At 39.6% G+C, this 22,578-nt stretch carries 21 protein-coding genes; 9 read left to right on the top strand and 12 right to left on the bottom strand.

The features are described 5' to 3' along the window. Positions 1 to 33: 33 nt before the first annotated feature. The 3 genes from I597_RS03870 to I597_RS03860 all read left to right on the top strand — a co-directional run bounded on the left by I597_RS03870 (position 34) and on the right by I597_RS03860 (position 4,306). Positions 34 to 1,611, top strand: a complete 1,578-nt coding sequence (locus I597_RS03870) for a SulP family inorganic anion transporter (protein WP_035326568.1) — start codon at positions 34 to 36, stop codon at positions 1,609 to 1,611. Between the two features lie 44 nt (positions 1,612 to 1,655). After that, on the top strand, positions 1,656 to 2,282 hold the full coding sequence (locus I597_RS03865; RefSeq protein ID WP_035326559.1) for a carbonic anhydrase family protein: 627 nt from the start codon (positions 1,656 to 1,658) through the stop codon (positions 2,280 to 2,282). Between the two features lie 146 nt (positions 2,283 to 2,428). Then, entirely contained in the window at positions 2,429 to 4,306 is a 1,878-nt protein-coding gene (locus I597_RS03860; protein WP_035326551.1) for a SulP family inorganic anion transporter, read from the top strand. A 54-nt stretch (positions 4,307 to 4,360) separates the two neighbouring features. Here I597_RS03860 and I597_RS03855 read toward each other — a convergent pair whose 3' ends face one another. Further along, positions 4,361 to 4,915 carry a CvpA family protein gene (locus tag I597_RS03855; protein WP_035326543.1) on the bottom strand — a complete coding sequence of 185 codons (555 nt, stop codon included), beginning with the start codon at positions 4,913 to 4,915 and terminating at the stop codon, positions 4,361 to 4,363. Positions 4,916 to 5,094: 179 nt separating this feature from the next. Here I597_RS03855 and I597_RS03850 point away from each other — a divergent pair, with 179 nt between their 5' ends. From I597_RS03850 to I597_RS03840, 3 genes are all read left to right on the top strand, one after another. After that, the gene (locus tag I597_RS03850) at positions 5,095 to 5,457 is read left to right on the top strand and encodes a hypothetical protein (protein ID WP_035326536.1); all 363 of its coding nucleotides are present in this window, start codon (positions 5,095 to 5,097) and stop codon (positions 5,455 to 5,457) included. A gap of 120 nt (positions 5,458 to 5,577) precedes the next feature. Beyond that, entirely contained in the window at positions 5,578 to 6,594 is a 1,017-nt protein-coding gene (pheS, locus tag I597_RS03845; protein ID WP_035326534.1) for a phenylalanine--tRNA ligase subunit alpha, read from the top strand. Between the two features lie 86 nt (positions 6,595 to 6,680). Then, positions 6,681 to 7,076 (top strand): hypothetical protein, encoded by a 396-nt coding sequence (locus tag I597_RS03840; protein ID WP_035326531.1) that lies wholly within the window; start codon positions 6,681 to 6,683, stop codon positions 7,074 to 7,076. Between the two features lie 31 nt (positions 7,077 to 7,107). On the opposite strand, the gene I597_RS03835 is transcribed toward I597_RS03840, so the two are convergent. The 8 genes from I597_RS03835 to I597_RS03800 all read right to left on the bottom strand — a co-directional run bounded on the left by I597_RS03835 (position 7,108) and on the right by I597_RS03800 (position 15,040). Further along, on the bottom strand, positions 7,108 to 8,106 hold the full coding sequence (locus tag I597_RS03835) for an NAD(P)H-dependent glycerol-3-phosphate dehydrogenase (protein WP_152594990.1): 999 nt from the start codon (positions 8,104 to 8,106) through the stop codon (positions 7,108 to 7,110). A gap of 30 nt (positions 8,107 to 8,136) precedes the next feature. Continuing rightward, positions 8,137 to 10,305: a prolyl oligopeptidase family serine peptidase gene (locus I597_RS03830; RefSeq protein ID WP_035326524.1), complete on the bottom strand. Its 2,169-nt coding sequence runs from the start codon at positions 10,303 to 10,305 to the stop codon at positions 8,137 to 8,139. 111 nt (positions 10,306 to 10,416) lie between these two features. Then, the gene (locus I597_RS03825; protein ID WP_052111885.1) at positions 10,417 to 10,791 is read right to left on the bottom strand and encodes a DoxX family membrane protein; all 375 of its coding nucleotides are present in this window, start codon (positions 10,789 to 10,791) and stop codon (positions 10,417 to 10,419) included. 59 nt (positions 10,792 to 10,850) lie between these two features. Next, the gene (locus I597_RS03820; RefSeq protein WP_035326522.1) at positions 10,851 to 11,483 is read right to left on the bottom strand and encodes a CatA-like O-acetyltransferase; all 633 of its coding nucleotides are present in this window, start codon (positions 11,481 to 11,483) and stop codon (positions 10,851 to 10,853) included. 81 nt (positions 11,484 to 11,564) lie between these two features. Continuing rightward, positions 11,565 to 12,554, bottom strand: a complete 990-nt coding sequence (locus I597_RS03815; protein ID WP_035326519.1) for an aspartate-semialdehyde dehydrogenase — start codon at positions 12,552 to 12,554, stop codon at positions 11,565 to 11,567. Positions 12,555 to 12,785: 231 nt separating this feature from the next. Further along, complete coding sequence (mscL, locus tag I597_RS03810; protein WP_035326515.1) at positions 12,786 to 13,193, bottom strand: large conductance mechanosensitive channel protein MscL; 408 nt, start codon at positions 13,191 to 13,193, stop codon at positions 12,786 to 12,788. An 89-nt stretch (positions 13,194 to 13,282) separates the two neighbouring features. Then, positions 13,283 to 14,383, bottom strand: a complete 1,101-nt coding sequence (alr, locus tag I597_RS03805) for an alanine racemase (protein WP_035326513.1) — start codon at positions 14,381 to 14,383, stop codon at positions 13,283 to 13,285. Next, on the bottom strand, positions 14,384 to 15,040 hold the full coding sequence (locus I597_RS03800) for a thymidine kinase (RefSeq protein ID WP_035326510.1): 657 nt from the start codon (positions 15,038 to 15,040) through the stop codon (positions 14,384 to 14,386). 113 nt (positions 15,041 to 15,153) lie between these two features. Here I597_RS03800 and I597_RS03795 point away from each other — a divergent pair, with 113 nt between their 5' ends. From I597_RS03795 to rsmI, 3 genes are read left to right on the top strand one after another with little or no spacing between them, the layout of a single operon-like run. Further along, positions 15,154 to 15,990: a hypothetical protein gene (locus tag I597_RS03795; protein ID WP_035326508.1), complete on the top strand. Its 837-nt coding sequence runs from the start codon at positions 15,154 to 15,156 to the stop codon at positions 15,988 to 15,990. Between the two features lie 6 nt (positions 15,991 to 15,996). Then, positions 15,997 to 16,359 carry a DoxX family protein gene (locus I597_RS03790; RefSeq protein WP_035326505.1) on the top strand — a complete coding sequence of 121 codons (363 nt, stop codon included), beginning with the start codon at positions 15,997 to 15,999 and terminating at the stop codon, positions 16,357 to 16,359. A gap of 41 nt (positions 16,360 to 16,400) precedes the next feature. Next, the gene (rsmI, locus tag I597_RS03785; RefSeq protein ID WP_035326503.1) at positions 16,401 to 17,075 is read left to right on the top strand and encodes a 16S rRNA (cytidine(1402)-2'-O)-methyltransferase; all 675 of its coding nucleotides are present in this window, start codon (positions 16,401 to 16,403) and stop codon (positions 17,073 to 17,075) included. 38 nt (positions 17,076 to 17,113) lie between these two features. Here the strand turns inward: rsmI and I597_RS03780 are convergent, their stop codons facing one another. From I597_RS03780 to porZ, 3 genes are read right to left on the bottom strand one after another with little or no spacing between them, the layout of a single operon-like run. Next, positions 17,114 to 19,525, bottom strand: coding sequence for a TonB-dependent receptor plug domain-containing protein (locus I597_RS03780; RefSeq protein ID WP_035326500.1), 2,412 nt, complete (start codon positions 19,523 to 19,525; stop codon positions 17,114 to 17,116). Then, entirely contained in the window at positions 19,526 to 20,245 is a 720-nt protein-coding gene (gene recO, locus I597_RS03775) for a DNA repair protein RecO (RefSeq protein WP_035326499.1), read from the bottom strand. Beyond that, on the bottom strand, positions 20,245 to 22,524 hold the full coding sequence (porZ, locus tag I597_RS03770) for a type IX secretion system anionic LPS delivery protein PorZ (RefSeq protein WP_035328939.1): 2,280 nt from the start codon (positions 22,522 to 22,524) through the stop codon (positions 20,245 to 20,247). Before porZ ends, recO begins: the two co-directional genes overlap by 1 nt. Between the last annotated feature and the right edge of the window lie 54 nt (positions 22,525 to 22,578).

Below are 22,578 nucleotides of genomic sequence, written 5' to 3'. Positions count from 1 at the left end.
GTCCAACTATGGAGGGGTATTATCTTATTAATTATGTTCAAATATTTAAAAAACGACTTACCCGCTAGTGTCGTTGTATTTTTTGTTGCTTTACCATTATGTCTTGGTATTGCACTTGCCAGTGGCGCACCACTATTTTCTGGTCTTATAGCCGGTATTATAGGAGGTATTGTAGTAGGAGCCTTGAGTGGCTCTCAAATAGGTGTAAGTGGTCCTGCAGCAGGGCTGGCTGCCATTGTACTTACTGCTATTGGCGCTCTAGGAGGTTATGAAAACTTCTTGGTAGCCGTAGTATTAGGAGGTGTAATACAGCTTGTTTTTGGATTCTTAAAAGCAGGGATTATTGGCTATTACTTTCCGTCTTCTGTAATTAAGGGAATGCTTACAGGTATAGGTATTATTATTATTTTCAAGCAAATTCCTCACTTTTTTGGGTATGATGCAAATCCTGAGGGAGACTTTGCTTTCTCGCAAATGGATGGAGAAAATACCTTATCTGAACTAGGAAACATCGCAGGCTCTATAAGTATAGGAGCTACACTTATAGGAGTTATTGCACTCGCTATTCTTATTTTATGGAGCAACGTGCTTTCTAAAAAAGGAAAGTTTTTCCAGCTAGTACAAGGACCTCTCGTTGCCGTAGCCGTTGGGATCATCTATTATGTAAGCACAATGGGAACAGATTATGCCATTAGTGCAGAGCACTTAGTAAGTGTCCCTGTACCAGATAGTGTAGACAGCTTTATAGGGCAATTTGCTTTTCCAAACTTTGGCGCAATAACAAACCCAGCCATATGGGTAACAGCATTTACTATAGCACTTGTTGCGAGTCTTGAGACACTTCTATGTGTAGAAGCAACAGATAAACTAGATCCACAAAAAAGAGTAACACCTACTAATAGAGAGTTACTTGCTCAAGGTACAGGTAACATTTTATCTGGTATGATAGGAGGACTACCAGTGACACAAGTAATCGTAAGATCATCTGCAAATATACAGTCTGGTGGTAAGACAAAGATGTCTGCCATCATACACGGTTTCTTATTATTAATCTCTGTGATTCTAATCCCTACTTTACTTAACAAAATTCCTCTCTCTGTACTTGCGGCTATATTACTTATTGTAGGTTATAAACTTGCAAAACCAGCTACTTTTAAAGCAATGTGGAATGCAGGATGGAAACAATTTGTACCATTTATTGTAACCGTAGTTGGTATTTTCTTTATCGATCTTTTATGGGGTATAGGACTTGGTCTTGCCGTAGGTATCGTAGTAGTACTTTACAAGAGTTACAAGAACTCGCACTTCTTAAACAAAGAAGATATAAGTAACGGTTCTCAAAGAATGAAAATGACCCTTGCCGAGGAGGTTACTTTCTTTAACAAAGGAGCCATCTTAAAGGAGCTTGACAACCTTCCAGAAAACTCTTACCTTGAACTAGATGTACGTAAAACAAGATTCTTAGATAACGATATTATAGAGATACTAGAAGATTTTGCTCTTAAAGCAAAGAGCCGAAACATCAATATCAAGCTTATCTCAGAACGTGGTATCGTAGAGAACCCACCTAGTTATATTGAGTTCTTTAAACTAAGACCTAAAACAGCATAACAAAATATTAATGATCACATTTTTGTGATATACAACACACTATTATGAAAACATTTAATAAAGCTATACAAGACGCTACGACACCTCAGGGTGCATTAGATATTTTAAAAGAAGGAAATAAAAGATTTGTTGCTGCAAAGGCAGCAGATAGAAACCTACTAGATCAAGTAAAAGATACTACTGGTGGACAATGGCCACACTCTGTAGTACTAAGCTGTATAGATTCTCGCGTACCGGCAGAGATTGTTTTTGATCAAGGTATAGGTGATATCTTTAGCGCACGTGTAGCGGGTAACATCGTAAACGAAGACGTACTAGGTAGTATTGAGTACGGGTGTAAAGTTGCTGGGTCAAAACTAGTCGTGGTATTAGGCCACACGATGTGTGGTGCCGTAAAAGGTGCTTGTGACGATGTACAACTAGGTAACATCACCGCATTACTATCAAAAATACGCCCAGCGGTACACGCAGTAGAGGAGCCTATGAATGCTGCAGACCGTACTAGTGCAAACAAGACATTTGTAAACGACGTTGTTACAAAAAATGTACACTTAACGATAGAAAAAATGCGCGCAGATAGCCCACTACTTACCGAAATGGAAAAAGATGGTGACATCAAGATAGTAGGAGGTGTTTATGACATTTCAAATGGTGAAGTAACATTTGTATAGTAAAACCGCTTTCGCGAAAGCGTAACTCACAACAGTATACGCTTCATACAAACTAAAATGTTAAATTAGTAGGGTGGTTCCGTTAAGAAGCCACCCTATTTTTATGCAAAGAATTAACTTTCTAACTTGACACCAACCTAACCATTATGAAAAACTTCTTTAAACACCTTAAAGGCGATGCCTTTGGAGGAATTACAGCAGGTATTGTAGCCTTACCACTAGCACTCGCCTTTGGAGTATCTTCTGGTCTGGGACCAAGCGCCGGATTATATGGTGCTATTTTTATAGCATTTTTTGCTGCACTCTTTGGAGGAACTCCTACTCAAATTTCGGGACCAACAGCTCCTATGACAGCGGTGAGTATGGTGGTTATCGCGGGTATTATTGCAACCTTTGATGGCGATGTAGATAAGGCCTTACCGGCCATACTCACCGTATTTTTACTTGCAGGTCTCTTCCAGATTGTACTAGGAGTAATGGGCATAGGTAAATACATAAAATACATCCCCTACCCCGTTGTATCTGGATTTATGACCGCTATAGGTGTGATGATTCTTATCACGCAACTTTTACCAGCTGTGGGGTATTATCCCAATCAAGATGAAAGTTATGTAGATAGTTTTAAGCCACAGGCGCAAGAAATTGTGCTCGATAAGATTTTACAAGACGAAGCAGGTGAAGGTCTTCTGGTTTTAGAAAACTTTGAAGAAACCATACGCAGAGCAAAACTTACAGACGATACAGACATTTACAAGGAGGCCGTAACTCTTGCAAAAGCATCTTCTTCTGGGGTAGTAGGTACTTTTAAAGTAATGGGACGCGCCTTGCAAAACATAAACTGGATAGAGCTTGCCCTTGCGCTTGCCACGATTTTTATTATTTATGGCTTTAAACGCATAACAACCGTTGTACCTAGTACGCTTGTCGCTCTGCTCGTAGTGTCTGGAGTAGCATATGTTGCTCCTTTTGAATACCGAGCAATTCAAGAAATCCCAAGTGGGTTTCCGGTACCTAAGCTTTCTATCATAACAGATTTTAAGTTTAGCATCATATCCCCATATATACTCACGGCACTGTCGCTTTCGTTTCTTGGGGCAATAGATTCGCTGCTTACCTCTGTTGTGGCAGATAATATGACGAAGACTAAACATAAGCCTAACAAAGAACTTATAGGCCAAGGTATAGGAAACACCATCGCTTCTTTCTTTGGTGGAATTCCTGGAGCTGGAGCAACTATACGTACCGTTGTAAATATTAACTCTGGTGGTAAGACCAAGTTGTCAGGAATGATTGCTGGTGTATTACTCCTTTTTATACTCCTAGCCCTAGGCCCTATCGCGTCACAAATACCAGCAGCAGTACTTGCTGGTATACTTATCACCGTAGGTATAGGAGTGATGGATTACAAAGGTCTTAAAGCCATCCCTAACCTTCCTAAGGATTTAAAGATGGGACCTATTAAACTAAGTTCTGAGGTAATTATAATGCTTGTGGTGCTTGTGCTATCTGTAGTGTGGGACCTAGTGGCTGCAGTAGGAATTGGTCTTGTGTTATCGTGTCTTATGTTTATGAAAAAGATGGGGGACTTCACCGCTAGACAGTCTAAAGTTTTTGACCTACGCGCCGCCGAAAAAAATAAGGTTTTATGGAGTGATGAACTTATTTTTCCAGATCATCTCAAGGAGGAGGTATTTATAAAGCACCTTCGTGGGCCGTTATTCTTTGGGTATACGAGTGACTTTTCTGCACTTACTAAGCAAATTCCTGCAACGGCATCAGATGTTATCTTGCGTATGGGGCGTGTACCTTATGTAGATCAGTCTGGTGTATATGCGATAGAAGACACGATTCTCCAACTTAATCAAGGCGGAATTAATGTGCATATTGTAGGCCTTAGAAAACAGCCTAAATATATGCTAGAACGTATTAAGATCATCCCTGAGTTAATACCAGAAACAGAGGTTTACGACACTTTTGAAGAGTGTATCAATTCTCTTAATAAACAAGTAAAGGATAGATATTAAATAGATGATGTAGGGTGTAATTACGCTTTCGCGAAAGCGTAACTATCAACATTACTAAATACTAGAAGAGTCGTCTGTTTCAGTCGGCTCTTTTTCTTTATCTGGGTTATAGATATCCTCGTCTTTGGCAGTTTTTATAATTGCAGGAAGTAGTGCAGGAGCAAGTGGCTGTACGATAGGATATAAAATAGACTCTTCTTTATTATCATCACCTATGAGGCTTATCTGGCGGTCTGCTGCATCTATAAACATAAGAACCACACTTAGTAAAAAGGCAAATTTTATAACCGCAAATGCAGCGCCTAGTAGCTTATTTACAATACCTAGCATTGCAAAATTTGCAACTTTAGTAAGCAGTTTTCCGGCGAGCGAAACAACCAAAACAATAATTACAAATGTTATTGCAAATGAGGTAAGCTTTATAATTTGCTCTCCCCACGCCGTTTTCTCAACAAGCCAGTCTGCCACATAATATGAGAAATGTATAGCTCCATAAATACCTGCAATAAGACCTACCAGTGAGGCAAGCTCTACAAAAAAACCTTTACGTATACCTTGTACTAAGCCTAGAATCAAAATGATCCCAAAAACGATATCTATTGTGTTCATATCGCTAAGATAAGTTTTTTACAGATTAATGAATTTTGATATTGTGCAAGTAGCTCACCTACGCATTGTATCTTTGTTATCTTACACTTGATGGATATCTTAACTTGTAAGACCCATCTATATTTTCTTAATAAAATAGGATCACAACTGCGGGACCAAACTCCCGATGATGCACATTTATGGCAAGAGACGAGCAACTTAAAGAGAGATATGAAGCGGTAGTACAAAAACTAGCCGACCGCTTTGCAGAGGGAGATACGGGAGCGATGGATCTAGACAGCATTATATATCTCATAGGTATACAAGAGCTAGGGCAACTAGATAAAACCTTTAAGAAGGATGAAAAGATGAACTTGATGCATATAGCCATATGCCGTTTACTAGAACCTTTTGGATACTACCAGTACGATTATGATGATCCAGATGGATGGCCACATTACAAAGTACTAGAAGCCTTACCATCACTTAAAGCTGGTGAGCAACAGATCCTTATGAAGGATGCCATCGTGCAGTACTTTTTAGAAAAAGGTCTTATTTCTTAAATCTTAATAGTACTAAACTTAGATTTTCTAGGTGTATATTTTCGCACGCTCTTTTTAAGGCTACACCCCAATTTTATTCTTAAATTTGCGCTTTCCTTTTAGAGGGTAAAATCATCCATTATGTTAGATAAAATCAAAGAACACATTGAAAAAGTAAAGGCCTTTAATGCCCAAACTTTAGAAGAGGTAGAGGCGTTCAGAATTAAGTATTCTGGAAAGAAGGGGCTTGTTAATGATTTTATGGCAGATTTTCGCAATGTGCCTAATGAGATGAAGCGCGAGTATGGACAGGTAATTAACACCCTTAAAGCGAGTGCTCTTGAAAAAGTAAACGAGCTTAAAGAAAAGCTAGAAGGCGCCGAAGAAGAAACGGCTACCGGAGATTTATCACGTCCAGGTGAACCTATCGAGATAGGAGCACGCCACCCTATCTCTATTGTAAAAAATCAAATTATTGATATTTTTTCTCGCATAGGATTCAACGTTTCTGAAGGTCCAGAAATAGAAGATGACTGGCATAACTTTACTGCCTTAAATCTTCCTGAGTATCACCCAGCGCGTGATATGCAGGATACCTTCTTTATACAAACAGATCCAGACGTATTATTACGCACACATACCTCATCTGTACAGGTGAGATATATGGAAAATAACAAACCACCTATACGTACGATCTCTCCAGGTCGTGTATATCGTAACGAGGCTATAAGTGGTCGTTCACACTGTTTCTTTCACCAGGTAGAAGGATTATACATAGATAAAGACGTATCATTTGCAGATCTTAAACAGACACTGCAGTACTTCACTACAGAGATGTTTGGAAAAAGTAAAATACGTTTACGTCCATCATACTTCCCATTTACAGAGCCTAGTGCAGAGGTAGACGTATACTGGGGTCTTGAGACAGAGACAGATTACAAAATGACAAAAGGAACCGGATGGCTTGAGATTATGGGCTGTGGTATGGTAGATCCTAATGTACTTGAAAACTGTGGTATTGACTCAAAAGAGTACAGTGGCTTCGCATTTGGTATGGGTATAGATCGTATTGCTCTATTACTACACCAGATCTCAGACATTAGAATGCTTAGTGAGAACGATGCACGTTTCTTAGAGCAATTTAAATCTGCTTTTTAAAGTCACAATATCCCCTCGAGCGCAGTCGCGGGAAACATCATTTCTTTATTAAATAGGTCTTTACTGCGCTTGACCAGATTACAGCTATGCGCAAAGACATTATCATACCAGAAGTAAAAGACGTTTATATCGCTGCTGTGCAAGAAATGCACGAGGAGTTTAAAACACTAGACTGGAATGCATATATCATAAATGATGGTCTAGAACCTCTCGAGATGGTACTTCTTACCGTACAAGGCTATAATGATAAGCAAATGACCACGCACACGCGTCACACCATAAAAGTGTTACCAGCAAAGGGGTTTGCAAAGATTGAGTTTATGCAAGAAGATATCTTTAAGCTAGATAACTTCTATTCTGTTACTTATTTTCTAGATAACAAGATGTATGAGAAGCGTTTTGAGTTTCCTGCCCATACCATAAAAGCAGAAAGCGCCGTAGCGCTTCCGGTAATGGATAAAGATGGTGTACTAGCAGTGTAGCTTATTACGCTTTCGCGAAAGCGTAATACTACTAATTAAGTTTTTCTGTAAGCTTCTTAAATACCTTCTTAGGATCTTTTCCTTTATAGAGTATACAATGCACAGCCTCAATAATTGGGATTTTGGCTTGTTTTTCACGAGACTCATTAAGTTCTAAAGCACTTTTTGCAGCATAATAGCCTTCGGCAATCATAGACATTTCCATCTGTGCACTTTTTACCGTGTAGCCCTTCCCTATCATATTACCGAACATTCTGTTACGGCTAAAGACAGAATAACCCGTCACCAATAAATCTCCTAAATAAGCAGAGCCATTAATGTCCCTCTTCATCTTATGAGCACGTTTTACATAACGTTTAATCTCACGTATAGCATTACTCATTAACAACGCTTGAAAGTTATCTCCGTAGCCTAAACCGTGTGCAATACCAGCCGCGATGGCATAAATATTTTTGAGCGTAGCAGCATACTCAATCCCAATAATGTCATCACTAGTGGTACATTTTATATAATCACTAGATAGGTTTTTTGCCACCAGCCTTGCATTTTCTTTATCTGCACAAGCTATTGTGAGATATGACAAGCGCTCAAGCGCCACCTCCTCTGCGTGACAAGGGCCAGCAATAACGCCTATATTTTCAAAAGGTATGTTATATACATTGTGAAAGTGATCACCCACCAGCTTACCACTCTCTGGCATTATACCTTTTATAGCAGAAATAATGAGTTTATTTTCTAAAGAAGCCGTGAGCTTTGCTAGCTCACCGCCTATAAAAGCAGATGGCACTGCAAAGATGACTACATCTGCATAAGCAACAATCTCGTTTATGTCATTACTTAACTTAAGTTGTTCTGGCTTAAACTCTACAGAGCTAAGGTAACTTGGGTTATGCTCTTCGCGTTTGATGTGCTCAAGTGCGTAGTTACTGCGCATATACCAACCTACAGTCTCTAGGTTTTCACATAGCATTTTTACAATAGCGGTCGCCCAGCTTCCTCCTCCTATAACTCCAAATGTGGGTTTACTCATCATCTGTATTTTATGTCTTAACTGTGCTAGTTACTTTTTCATCACGTTGCCTACCTTTTCTGGTAGTACCTCATAGCCCATATTATATAATGTGAACCCAAAGATATCTGCATACTGCTCAATAGTTTTTGCTACTGGGGTACCAGCCCCGTGACCAGCGTCTGTCTCAATACGTATAAGTACTGGGGCATCTCCTGCTTGCTTTTCTTGAAGCTCTGCAGCAAACTTAAATGAGTGAGCAGGTACTACACGATCATCGTGATCTCCCGTAGTAACCATTGTTGCTGGGTATGACGTTCCCGCTTTTACATTATGTACTGGAGAATACCCTTTAAGGTATTCAAACATTTCTTTACTATCCTCTGCTGTACCATAATCATATGCCCATCCTGCACCTGCTGTAAAGGTGTGGTAACGTAACATATCCATTACACCTACTGCTGGTAATGCTACTTGCATAAGATCTGGACGTTGTGTCATTGTTGCTCCTACAAGTAAACCTCCGTTAGAACCACCGCGTATTGCTAAGTACTTTTTTGAGGTGTATTTATTATCAATAAGATACTCTGCGGCTGCAATAAAATCATCAAAAACATTTTGCTTTTGCATCTTAGTTCCTGCATCGTGCCATTTTTTACCATACTCACCACCACCTCTTAAGTTAGGCACTGCATACACACCACCTTGCTCCATCCACACAGCATTTGCAATGCTAAAGCTAGGTGTAAGACTTACATTAAAACCTCCGTAAGCATATAAAATAGTAGGGTTCTTGCCATTGAGCTCAGTTCCCTTTTTATATGTGATAATCATAGGCACCGTCGTACCATCTTTTGAATTATAAAACACCTGCTTGCTCTCGTAAGCCTCTGGATCAAAATCTATAGCTGGCTTGATAAATAATTCTGAGGTACCAGAGGCAATGTCGTATTTATAAATGCTCCCTGGCGTTTTATAGTTTGAAAAACTGTAGTACAGTTCTTTTTCATCCTTCTCAGCACCAAAACCTCCTACGCTTCCTACGCCTGGTAACTCTACGTCTCTCACTAGCTTGCCGTTGTAGTCATACTGTTTCACCTTTGAAACTGCATCTACCATATAACGTGCAAAAAATGATTCTCCTCCAGTACTTGGGCTCAACACATTTTCTGTTTCTGGTATAAAATCTACCCAGTTTTCTGGTGTAGGATTAGACGCATCTACCGTTACAACACGCATATTAGGCGCATCAAGATTAGTTGCTATAAAAAGCTTGCTCCCTACGTTTTCCAGCACGTAGCTATCAGAATCTTCGTGACCAAGTATGGTTACAAAGTCACTATCTGGCTTGGTAAGGTCTTTTATAAATAACTTTCCTCCAGAAGTAGAGCTACGAGCGCTCACAAGCAGGTAACGGTTATCTTTTGTAACATTACCTCCTACATAACGATGCTTCTCTGCCGCTGTTCCTCCAAAAATGAGCTTATCTGTAGACTGTGCTGTACCCAATTTATGATAGTATAATTTATGCTGATCTGTCTTTGCCGATAGTTCGCTGCCCTTAGGCTTATCGTAACTAGAGTAATAAAAACCTTCATTTTTGTACCAAGACATTCCTGAGAATTTTACATCTACTAGGGTATCTTCTACAATTTCTTTTTTCTCTGTATCCATTACCAGAATCTTGCGCCAGTCACTTCCTCCCTCAGAAATAGCATAAGCAAGTATAGATCCATCCTCAGAGAAGCTTGCTCCTCCTAAGGAGATAGTACCATCTTCTGCAAAAGTGTTTGGATCTAAAAATACCGTAGCTGTACTCGGGTCTTCACCTGTTTTGTAGCGGTAAATAACGTATTGATTTTGGAGCCCGTCGTTTTTATAGAAGTACGTATAATCGCCTTCTTTAAATGGCGAACCTACTTTCTCATAGTTCCATAAAGTAGCGAGTCTATCTTTAAGCTCTGCTCTAAAAGGAATATTCTTGAGGTAGTCTTGCGTAGTGTTGTTTTCACGCTTTACCCAGTCCATTGTTTCCTCACTGCGATCGTCTTCTAGCCAGCGATAAGGATCTTGCACTTCTGTACCAAAATAGGTATCTACCGTATCTACTTTTTTTGTTTCAGTATAAGTTACAGCCATCGATGTTGATTGTTTTTCGGCGTCTTGATTACAGCTTATTATTGCGGTTGTAGCCAGTGCAAATAGAACTAGTTTTTTCATAACGTGTGGGTGTTTGAATGGAGATTCAAGATACGAGTTATTACGCTTTCGCGAAAGCATAAAAAAACCCACTCAAATAAGTGGGTATAAATGTGTTATGGTGCGCACAACCTACACTAAATCTTTGTAATAAGACCAGTTGCGATAAATGAAGTAACCATTGAGGATTGCAACTAGTAATGCTGGCACAATATTAGGCGGATCAAGCACTGCGTGAAAGAGCACAATATTTACCGAAATAGGTATGAGCGCTAGTAATGCCGCAGGAAATGCTTTTTTAGTAATAAATAGTACTCCGATAATCGCTTCAAGCCCTCCCACAAGTGGCCACATATAACCACTATCTGTAAATGCCTGAAAAAGATTTGCTGCGCCTGCGTTATCACCAAATTCAAAATCTGGCATAAACCAGAAAAATTTGTTCAGACCAAAGGCAAGTAACATAAGTCCTAGGCCTATTCTTATAATTGTGTGTGCTAATTTCATTATGGTTGGTTTTATTGTTCCTAACCTTAGACGAAGTGATCAGCACTTAATTACAACACCTACTCTTTACCGTCAAGTAACTCTTGAAATTTGATCTTATACCTAGAGAGATGCAAACCATCTATAAGACCGTGATGTACGTACAAGGCAACAGGCATTGTATAAACTCCTGGTTCTTTTTGAGTAATCTGGCCGTAAGAAATTTTCGGAACACTGTCTTTTGCTTTAAAGAGTCTTGAATGTGTGATTGCTGTAAAATCCATCCAAGGTATGGCAGAGCAATGCATCACATCATCTGTATTAATAGGCGGAAAAAGCTCATCTGACTCCTTCACACGCTCGACCTCACGCTCCACAGATTTTGTAAAAACCGTGATATCTGTATCGTACGGAATGTAGCTAAACCCAAAGGTCTCATTGTCTCTCATAAGCGTAGCGCTAGCGCTTATAGTATCTAGCAAGACCACATCTCCATTAGGCCTAATGCGGTATCTAAAGTTTTCTATAGCCATAGCTGCCTCAAGAGATTTATGCAGGTAGTACACAAAAAGTGAGATACCCTGCTCTTTTGCTCGTTGCTTTGCAAGTGTCATATCTACTTGCCAAGTGATCCCGAAGTAAGGCTCTTCAAATTGTGAGAAAAACTCAAAATGCTTCTTACGTTTCCAGGTGGTGATATCTATTTTTTTCAATGCTTGAGGTATTTATCACAAATATAAAAAGTCCCTCGCGATGAGGGACTTTTTATACACTAAGATATGTCAAAGCTGGATTTACACTAGTCCGTTTGCTACTAGGTACTCACCTATTTGCACTGCATTAGTTGCTGCTCCCTTACGAAGGTTGTCAGACACAATCCACATATTTACCGTATTCTCTTGTGAGTAATCACGACGTATGCGACCTACAAAAACATCATTTTTACCCTCTGCATAAATAGGCATAGGGTACGTATTTGTATCTGGGTTGTCTTGTACAGTTACTCCAGAAGTCTCATTAAGGAGTTTGCGTATATCTTTTTCTTCATAGGCTTTACCTAACTCTACATTTACAGACTCACTATGCCCACCTACAACAGGTATACGTACTGCTGTAGCTGTAACAGCTATAGAGCGATCATCTAGTATTTTTTGAGTTTCGTTTACGAGTTTAAGTTCTTCCTTTGTGTATCCATTTTCTTCAAAAACATCACAAGCTGGTATGGCGTTGCGGTGTATAGGATATGGGTATGCCATCTCACCTTTTTTACCCGCATATTCGTTTTCTAGTTGCTCTACTGCTTTTACTCCCGTACCCGTAATAGATTGATAAGTAGATATGACTAATCTCTTAATACCGTACTCTCTATGCAAAGGAGACATTGCTAGCACCATCTGTATGGTAGAGCAATTAGGGTTTGCAATAATCTTATCTTCCTTAGTTAGTGAGGTTGCGTTTATTTCTGGTACTACAAGTTTCTTTGTAGGGTCCATTCTCCAGGCAGAGCTGTTATCTATTACTGTTGTACCTACCTCTGCAAACTGAGGTGCAAACTCCTTAGAAGTGTTTCCTCCAGCAGAGAAGATCGCTATTTGCGGCTTTGCTGCAATGGCATCTTCCATAGAGTGAATCGTGTACTCCTTGTCTTTATAAGTAACCTTTTTACCTACAGAGCGCTCTGAGGCTACAGGTATCAACTCTGTAATTTGGAAATCACGTTCTGCAAGAACTTTTAACATCACTTGGCCTACCATCCCGGTGGCTCCTACTACCGCTACTTTCATAGTATCGTTTTAAAGAGGTTGTTTTAAAAAATGAGCTTCGCTTTCGCGAAAACTTTATAGAGCGCCAAAGTTAGCACGCATTAACGATTTATAAGCCGTTGAAACCTTAAAAGTTAGTTACATATATAACAATCTGTTAAACTTTGTTCATAATCTATAAGAAAACCACCTTGCTAGATAAACAAGGTGGTTTAAGTTAGAATATAATAGTGTAGCGGTTGCTACGAGTAATTACTTCTTAAGAGCGTCTCTGATCTCTTTTAATAAATCAATCTCAGATGGTCCTGGATCTGCTGGAGCTTCTTCTACAACTGGTTTCTTACTTTTGTTGTAAGCTTTAACCATCATAAATAATACAAATCCTACAATGATTAAGTTTATGATTGCGTTGATCCACTTACCATACATAATTGCATTTTCTGGTGAAGTTACCGTTCCATCTGCTGCTACAACTGCCGCATCAAGTACCACTTTCATATCTGCAAAGTCAATACCACCTGCAAAGTGACCAATAATAGGCATCATAATATCTCCTACAAATCCGTTAATCACAAGCGCTATAGCTCCTGCTAAGATAACTGCGACAGCAAATTCAACAACGTTACCCGTCATTATAAAATTCTTAAATTCTTTTAACATGTTAGTCAGTTTTTAAGGTTAATTTTCAGGCAAGGTAAGCAAAAAAATGAAAGCTTAAAGAAACGTTAATTTTTTTGATGTTAAAAATACTATTCTCGAAGAATGACACGTTTTACTCGCTGACCGACCATAGTAAGTAATTCGTAAGAGATAGACTGCACTTCTTGAGCTAAAGCATCTGCCCCTGATTGTGTTCCAAAAATCTCTACATCATCTCCCTCCTCACAGGTAATGTTTGTAACGTTTACCATAATCATATCCATACAGACGTTCCCAACAAAAGGAGCTTTCTCTCCCGCAATTGTTACGTAACCTACGCCATTACCGTAGGCTCTAGAAATACCATCTGCGTGACCTATAGGTATTGTTGCGGTTACCATCTTCTCTTTTGCAATAAGGGCCCTGTTATAACCTACACTATCACCTAGGTTAATAGTATGTTTTTGTGAGATTACAGACTTAAGACGAGCAACTGGTTTTAAGTTTGCTGTCTCTTCTGGTGTATTACCATATCCGTACAATCCTATACCTGTGCGCACACAATCATAGTGAGCACTGGGATAATTAATAATCCCTGAAGTATTGGTCATATGCATAAATGGTGCATAACCTAATTGGTTCTTTATTTCATTTGCTATTTCATCAAACTGGGCAATTTGATGCAAAGTAAAATCGCGCTCGTCAAGATCTTCACTAGCCGCTAGGTGTGAAAATAAGGATTTCACCTTTAAGTCCTCGGATTTAAGTACCTGTTCGATAATCCCAGAGACATCTCCTGCTGTAAACCCTAGCCTATTAAGGCCTGTATTAAACTTAAGGTGAATGGGATATGCGGTTTGCTTTTTTGCTTTCGCGAAAGCGGAAAACATTTCTAGCATTCTCCTGCTATAAATATTAGGCTCTAAACAGCGCTCTAGCAGTGTTTCAAAATTATCTGGTTGTGGGTGCAGTACTAAAATAGGGGTTGTAATACCCGCATCTCTCAGCGCGACACCCTCTGCCACGTATGCCACCGCAAAGTAGTCTACATTGAGCTTTTCTAACTCTTGAGCAACCACTTGTGCATCGCTACCATATGCAAATGCCTTTACTACGGCCATCATTCTTACATTTGGCGCGACTTTGCTACGCATATACGTATAGTTATGCTTTAAAGCATTAAGATCTATTTCTAACCGTGTTATAGCCATCTAGCCAGGGTCTTGAGGAGTCTCTTTTTGAGTAGGAGTTATCTCTTCTGGTTGATCTACATCCATCTTACGAAGACGATCACGCAGCATTGCTTTAAAATATGCCGCTCTAGATAGGGGTTCATACTCTTCTGTCTCGCCTAGCATTACAATATCTTGGCCTTGTGCTTTTCTATAACTGTATTGCGCTAGATTACCTGTGCGAGTACAAACGGCGTGTACTTTAGTCACATACTCTGCTGTTGCCATAAGGTTAGGCATAGGTCCAAAGGGGTTTCCTTTAAAATCCATATCAAGTCCAGCAACGATTACTCTTATACCTCGGTTTGCAAGATCATTACACACCTTTACAATCTCATCGTCAAAAAACTGTGCTTCATCTATACCTACCACATCACAATCATCTGCAAGAATAGGAATATTTGCTGCTGCTGGTACAGGTGTAGATCGTATCTCATTTGAGTCGTGAGAGACTACCATTTCTTCATCATAGCGCACGTCTACCGCAGGTTTAAAGATTTCTACTTTTTGTTTTGCAAACTGCGCGCGCTTGAGCCTACGGATGAGTTCTTCTGTTTTACCAGAGAACATCGACCCACAAATGACTTCTATCCAGCCAAATTGCTCTTTATGATTTACTGTATTTTCGAGAAACATTTTGTACTTTTCTACACCAAAACGAATTTAATTTCGTTTTATCAATCCCAATGATTAGGAGTAGGTAAATGTATCAAAATTACGTCGAAACCGACCCCACATATCTCAAAGTTATGAAGAAATCCATCAAGGCAGACCTTGTAAGCCTAGCACACAAAATATTACAACTACGTGATACAGCAGATTATACTAAGCTAGCGGCTACCTCTAGAGAACTACACGAAAAATTAACCGTACTGGCCTATGCAGAAAAGCTAGAAAAAACAGGTGTACCCACAATAGGTCTCAAAGATGTAGAAGATAATCTTGAGGCAGTAACTTCTATCGAGACCGTAAAGCAAGACCTATTTTCTGAACCTACAGAAAGTGAGCAGGCAAAAACTCCAGCTCAAATACTAGCCGAGAATGAAGCACGCTATGAGGAGGCAAAAGGAACAACAGATCACCACAGACCTGATGGTACAGAGTACAATGATGAAGATCCAGTACACGAGCCTGTTATAGAAAAAATAAAAGATATGTGGCCAGAAATGGCACCAGAAGCGGCAGATATTGACAAGGTGATAGACTCTATCATCCCGCAAGAACCTGCTGTAGGTAAAAATGATAGCTTTACCATAGGCTCTGAGTATGGTCAAACACCCATATTTGAACCAAAAGAAACAACTACCGAGACTCCTAAGGAAGAAGAAAAACCAAAAAATCTTAATGATCGCTTAAAGACAGGACTTAAAATAGGGCTCAATGATAAACTCTCTTTTATAAAACACCTCTTTGCCGGAAGCACCTCAGACTACAACCGCGTGTTAAGCCAGCTAGAAACATTTGCTTCTGCTAGCGAGGCTAGAAACTTTATTACACAGATGGTAAAGCCAGACTACAATAACTGGGAAGGTAAAGAAATACAAGAGGAGCGATTTATGGAGGTTATAGAAGCGCGTTTTAATTAAATCGCTATGAAAACACAACGCATCATTTACTGGATTGCTACCATAGGTATTTGTGCTATTATGCTTTACTCTGCGCAAATGTATTTTAGAAATACCGCAATGGTAGAGGGTTTTTTTGAATCTTTAAACTACCCCACGTATATTGTTATACCACTAGCCATACTTAAGATAGCAGGTGTAATTATGGTGCTATGGCGAGGTATTCCCTGGCTTACAGAATGGGCATATGCTGGTATTTTTCTTGATGTTGTACTCGCTGCAGCCGCACACTATAATGCAGACCAAGATATTACCCTCACACTTGTTGCAACGGTTCTCGTACTTACCTCTTACTTTTTCGGTAAAGAGGTACGACCTATGTATCGCTAGTTTTACAGCTACAAACTCTCATTAATCACTAACTTTGCGGTATGTCAAAACTTTATCTCGTACCCACACCTATAGGTAATCTAGAGGATATGACCTTCCGTGCCATACGCATACTTAAGGAGGTAGATCTTATTCTTGCAGAAGACACACGCACTAGCGGTAAACTCCTCAAGTATTATGAGATAGGTACCCAGATGATGAGCCATCATATGCATAACGAGCATAAAACGGTAGATGCTATCGTAAAGCGCATTGCTGCTGGTGAGACCGTGGCTTGTATAAGTGACGCTGGCACACCTGCCATCTCAGATCCAGGTTTTTTACTTACGCGTGCTTGTGTAGAGGCTGGTATAGAAGTAGACTGTTTACCAGGTGCAACGGCATTTGTACCTGCACTTGTAAATAGTGGCTTCCCTAATGATAAGTTTGTTTTTGAAGGTTTTCTCCCGGTAAAAAAAGGTCGCCAGACTCGGTTTCTTGCACTTCAAGAAGAAACACGCACGATGATTATTTATGAGTCGCCTCACAAGTTAGTAAAGACCTTAGGCCACTTTGTAGCATATTTTGGAGAAGACAGACCTGTCTCTGTATCTAGAGAGATTACAAAACTACACGAAGAAACCGTGAGAGGGACCGCAGCAGAGGTGCTAGCACATTATACAAACAAACCTCCTAAGGGTGAGATTGTCATCATAGTAGGTGGTAAAAGCAAGTAGTTAAATGGTTCTTTTTACGCTTTCGCGAAAGCGTAACCTTAAAAATTATAAGTCGCCGCAAGTATTAAATTTCTTCCCGCAGCAGCTATTCCAGAAGAATACGTACGGTAACGCTGGTCTGTAATATTCTCAAGATTTGCCGTAAAAGACCAGCTGTCTGAAAGTACATATCTACTAGCAATACTCAAGTCATACCAGCTAGGTGAGAAGGGGTTACCATCTCCGTCTAGTGCATAAAGGTGTGAGTTACTTTGCTGGCTAGGAGCAAGCTCATCAAAATCAAACTTACCGCTATATGCTACAGACGCGTCAAGCGTCCATTTATCTTTTGCCCAGATTAAATGCCCATTTCCAAAGAGTGGTGCCACGTGTCTAAAAGGCACATAACTCCCATCTTCTTCTTGCTCTACACCACTCGTGTAATTAAACTGGCTTGTGAACTTTAAATGCTTTGTGAGGTTAGCATTTGCCCCTATCTCTACACCATACACCTCTGCCTTAGATGCGTTTTGAATAGCTTGCACATTACTAGTCTCACCTTGATACTCTATTTCTGTAACACCATTAAGATTAAAATCGCGGCGCACTAGCGCGTTCTCCAGCAGTGTATAATAACCGTTTACATCAAACTGTAGTACGTTAGAAAAATTAAGACTCACTCCCAGCTCTCCATTATAGGCATATTCAGATTTAAGATCAGGGTTAGGCACAACAACAGAGCCTGGCTCGCTATCAAAAATTTTACCTACGTCATCTATATTAGGTGCTCTAAAAGCTGTACCTACATTTGCCTTAACACTTACTTTTTTTGACACCTCGTGAGTCACGCCAAAACTTCCAGTGAGATTACCCGTACTCAAGTCTGCGTTTTGAAAAGGAAATGCAAAAAACTCATTATTATCAGAAAAGTCGGCTGCTAGTAAGATATGATTATAACGTAATCCCGTTTGTATATGTGTCTTATCAGAAAGCTCTATTTGCGCACTAGCATAAGCTGCCAGCGATTGCCAGGTAGAGCCATCTGGATATCTAGACGCTGTGTTTGCAATGTCACCCGTAGTTATGTCTGTTACTTGACCATCTGAGTGTACTTTGTTATGTATATACTCAAGTCCATAAAATATTTTGTTTCTCTTAGTCTCAAGCTTCTTAACAAAATCTAGCCCTACAGATATTGCATCTACACTCTCATCTGTCTCAAAGAAGTCTGTCGCGTTAAAATCCCGGTCGTTTCTACTTTCTTTAGAATTCTGGTAAGTAAATGTACCTATCACTCTATCGTAGTACTGACCATTACCTTCTTTATTAACTTGGAGGTTAGTCATAAACCACTTTTGTGGGCCATAAAACCACTCTGCCGATCTAAATTCGCCATCACGTTTTCTCGTTAATCTATCATAACGATCATAATCTGAGGTGGCTGCATAAATCACCCCAAGGTTAAAATCCCACTTTTCATTAGGCGTATATCTCACTTTTTGCATTAGATTAAGTGAGTTAAAAGCAGAGCCTACTTGTACCAGTGGGTCATCATTTGTGACAGCTACATCTACCCCATCTATAGTCTGGACATATTCAGAACGTAGGTAATCATCTGGGCCGTGCTCCCCTTGTCGCAGGTTATCATAATCTGAGTAACTAGCACTTGTGAGGAAAGACCACTGCCTCTTACCCAGTGTGATATCAAAGTGACCAGTCTTCTCATTATTGGCCGTATTTACTCTAGCTACAACTGTACCTGTAACCGTAAGGCTGTCTGAAAATGATAGTTTGGGCTGTTTTGTATAAAAATTCATTACTCCACCTACAGCATCACTACCATAAATTACAGAACCTGGCCCTAGTAATACTTCTGTGCGGTTTATAATAAAAGGATCAATAGATATCACGTTTTGCACGTTTCCTCCTCTAAATATTGCCGTATTAAATCTCACTCCGTCTAATGTGATAAGTAGTCTATTTGTAGAGAACCCTCGTATGAGTGGACTACCACCACCCTGCTGACTTTTTTGAACAAAAACAGACCCACTTGTCTCTAGTAAATCTGCCGCTGTTTGCGGGTTTGCTCTTATAATATCCTTTGAGGTGAGACCTACTATTTTCTGAGGTACATTCTTTCGGCTTTGTGCAAATTTGCTAGCAGAGAGCACAATTTCTGTAAGCTGGTTATCCTTTTGTTTGAGAAAAATTCGGTTTGAAAATGCTGCTATTTGTGCTTTTGTATACTGAGCGTCCTTATGTGCGACTTCTTGAAAATAAAGGGTTTCCGCTTTCGCGAAAGCGGTCACATCTGCCTTACCATCAAAATCTGTGAGTGCACTTTTACTCTTGTCATTATTAAAGATAGCAACCCCTATTATAGGCTCACGCGTGTCTACATCTAGTATTGTAATGACCTGCGAGTAAGAAGTAAAAGACAGCAGCAGAAATAGGGATAAAAGTATGCGCATTTAGCTAAAAATTGAGTTAAGCACTGCTAGTGAGCGAGGTTTCTTAAAACCTTGCAAATGTAACTCATAATACTGTAACAGTATATTGAGAAAGGAGGTGCGTTGTTTTTGGTTTAGTTTGATTTGTGTAAGTACATCAAAATTTATGCCTAAGAACCTTTTTAACAACTCAATTTCTTCTCCAGATCGACTATACAAGGTGCGCTCTGAAGACTCAAAATAACCATCTAGCAAATTAAAATATAGGTGATGTGCCTCACTATCATCTGGATAGAAGCCTAGATAACCGCTTAACTTCACTAAAAATAGTAGATGAAAATTTGCAATATCACTATGTAAATCTAGCCATAAGCTTGAGGCAACCAGAAACTCAAATAGTGGAGCATTTTCTTCTTCCTCCTGCACAGAAGATCGCAGCATATCTGATATAAAAAAAACGATAGCACTCTTTGCTACCTGCGTGTGCAGGCTGGTATAATGAGTTATGACTTTTGCTTCTCTTATACTCTCGAGGGTACCCTTGTCTTTATGGTTTGCCTCTATCTCAAGATGGGTGAGCGGCTGAAACATTGCTACACGTAGCTTTCCTTTTTTGGATTTAAGGATATTTCTGAGCAGGTACGACTTGACACCACTGCTTTTTGTAAAAGCCTTTACAATAAGGTCTGCCTCACCATACTTAAGCGCAGAGAAAACAATAGCTTCTGTTTTTACTAGCATTATCGTATGATCATCACTTTTTCTATGGTAGTCTCTTGCATTTCTTCTGGAGGGCCGGTAATGAGTAATAAGTATACCCCAGAAGCCACCTTATGACGGCCAAAGGCTGTTGTATCCCACTCTATGCTACCACCTGTAGTATTTTCTTCATAAACGAGGTTACCTACTAGGTCTGTAATTTTTACATTAGTACGAGCGGTAAGTCCTTCTATACGCACGTTACCATTAAAGCCTGGTCTCACAGGGTTAGGATATATAAGTACATTTTCCAGATTATCTGCAGGAGCGGTAGAAGTACCATCAAAAGATACCATACCTCTTACGGTACCAAAGTAAACACTACCCGTCTCTGGGTCTATCGCAACAGATTGTACCGTGTTAGACGGCAGTGGTGAGTTATCTGTAGTGAAGTGAAAAATGGTTTCTTGACCATTAGGACTCACGTAAAACACACCAGAGTCTGCAGTGGCAAGCCACTTATTATTTGCTCCATCTACAATGATATCTGTTATCACTTGGTCATTAAGCAATTCTTGAGCTAGACCATCCTCTAAAAATATAATTGCATTTGCGCTTATCTGTGAGTTTTCAAAAATTTGTGATGGGCCAAATAGTACTCTAAGACCTAATCGTGTTCCAATCCATAAAGCACCGTTTCTATCTATTGCTAGCGAGCGTATATCATCTATAGGTAGATTTGCCGCTCCATCTTCTCCCGCAAGTCTTGCAAACTCATTATTAGCGGGATTATAAGCAATCACACCTCTGGTATCTGTACCAAAAAACACAACGCCATCAAGACCTATTGCAAGGGCATCAAGATTTGCATCACTTCCGGCTAGAATCTCCTCTGTGTTAAAAGAAGAAAATTGTCCTGCTGGACTTACCTTATGCAAGCCTAGGGGTGATCTTGCATTAGTCACCCAGAAATTACCCTCAGCATCATACGCTCCTCCGTTTACACGTACATCATCTGTAGTGGTTGCTACCGGAGATAGCGTACTATTATTTTCATCATATAAAATACTTGGTGTTGCATCTAGCACCTCAACTAGCCCTCCATTAAAAGAACTTGCAAACAGCTGTGTAGGGTCTAAGGAGTTTACAGCAACGTGCACAAAATTTGTCGCCCCAAAAAGATCTCCAGGATTTATAGAACTCCACCCTTCACCTTCTGTAAATTTGCTTATTCCCTGTGTTTTGAGAGGAAAAGGATTGTACGAAACATCAAAATCTCCAAAAACGGACCAAACATTTCCTGCACTAGCAGCCACATCAAAATGTTCATTTTCAAGCGGACCATTAGGCAATAATCGTATAACATCAGATATATTAGAACTAGAGAAACGAGCCACCCCAGAACCTAGCGTACCCACAAAGATTTCTCCTTGCAATGTTAAGGTAGTGGTGTATCTTGTTGTAAAACCTTCTATCGCACCATAGGTTTGTGCTAGATTTTGATTTTCATCATAGAGCAAGACGGTAGCGTTATATGTTACAGATAAGAAATCTTCATTAGGCCTAATGTCTATTACCGTCTCTGGGTATGATTCAAAAATGCTATAATCTACCCCATCTTGAGAGATAAGAATCTGGTTGTCTTCTTGTAAGTAAAGGTCATTATTAAAACTTACAATCTCCTGGTAAGATCCAGTACGTATAGTCTCCCAGTTATTAAAATCTATAATATTATCATTTGCAACAAGCGCTCTACGCACACCCCCGTCTATAGATGCGGCATAGATGTATGGCTCTTGTATGGCTACACTACCTATATCTAGTAAGCCACCACCATTGCCTATAAAATAAGAATCGTCAAACTCTAACTGACTAAGCTCAAATAAGGAAATACCAAAACTAGAGGATATATAAACAAAGCCATTATACTCTTCAAAATGATTAATGCGCTTACGGTCTGGTGGGATAGCAGGTTTATTAAAAATATCTACCACAGTAAGAACATCTGTGCTATTACCCACTACAACATCTATAACACCATTTTCATACCCTATAAAGAGTGTGTCAAAACCTTCACTATAATAAATAGCAGATATTACATTACCAGAAAGACCATTTACGGTGGTTCTAGTTTCTATAGACTCATCAAGTGTGTTATATATAAAAACTGCATTTTCTGAAGCCACGTATACTCTATCATTACCAGAGGTCATATCAGACACTCGGTTATAAGAGTAATGTGCTGTCCAGTTTTCTGAAAAGTCTTGCGACATCACTGTAAATGATGTGAGAAGAATCAATAAGAAAAAACGCGTCTTCACTTCTGGCAACTGTTTATTTGTATAAAACGACCAAATGTACAATTATTGCTTTGA

The organism is Dokdonia donghaensis DSW-1, from assembly GCF_001653755.1.
GTDB classification, from domain to species: Bacteria; Bacteroidota; Bacteroidia; order Flavobacteriales; family Flavobacteriaceae; genus Dokdonia; species Dokdonia donghaensis.
The sequence above is the reverse complement of the archived record's forward strand: the minus strand, read 5'-3'. Positions and strand labels throughout refer to the sequence as shown.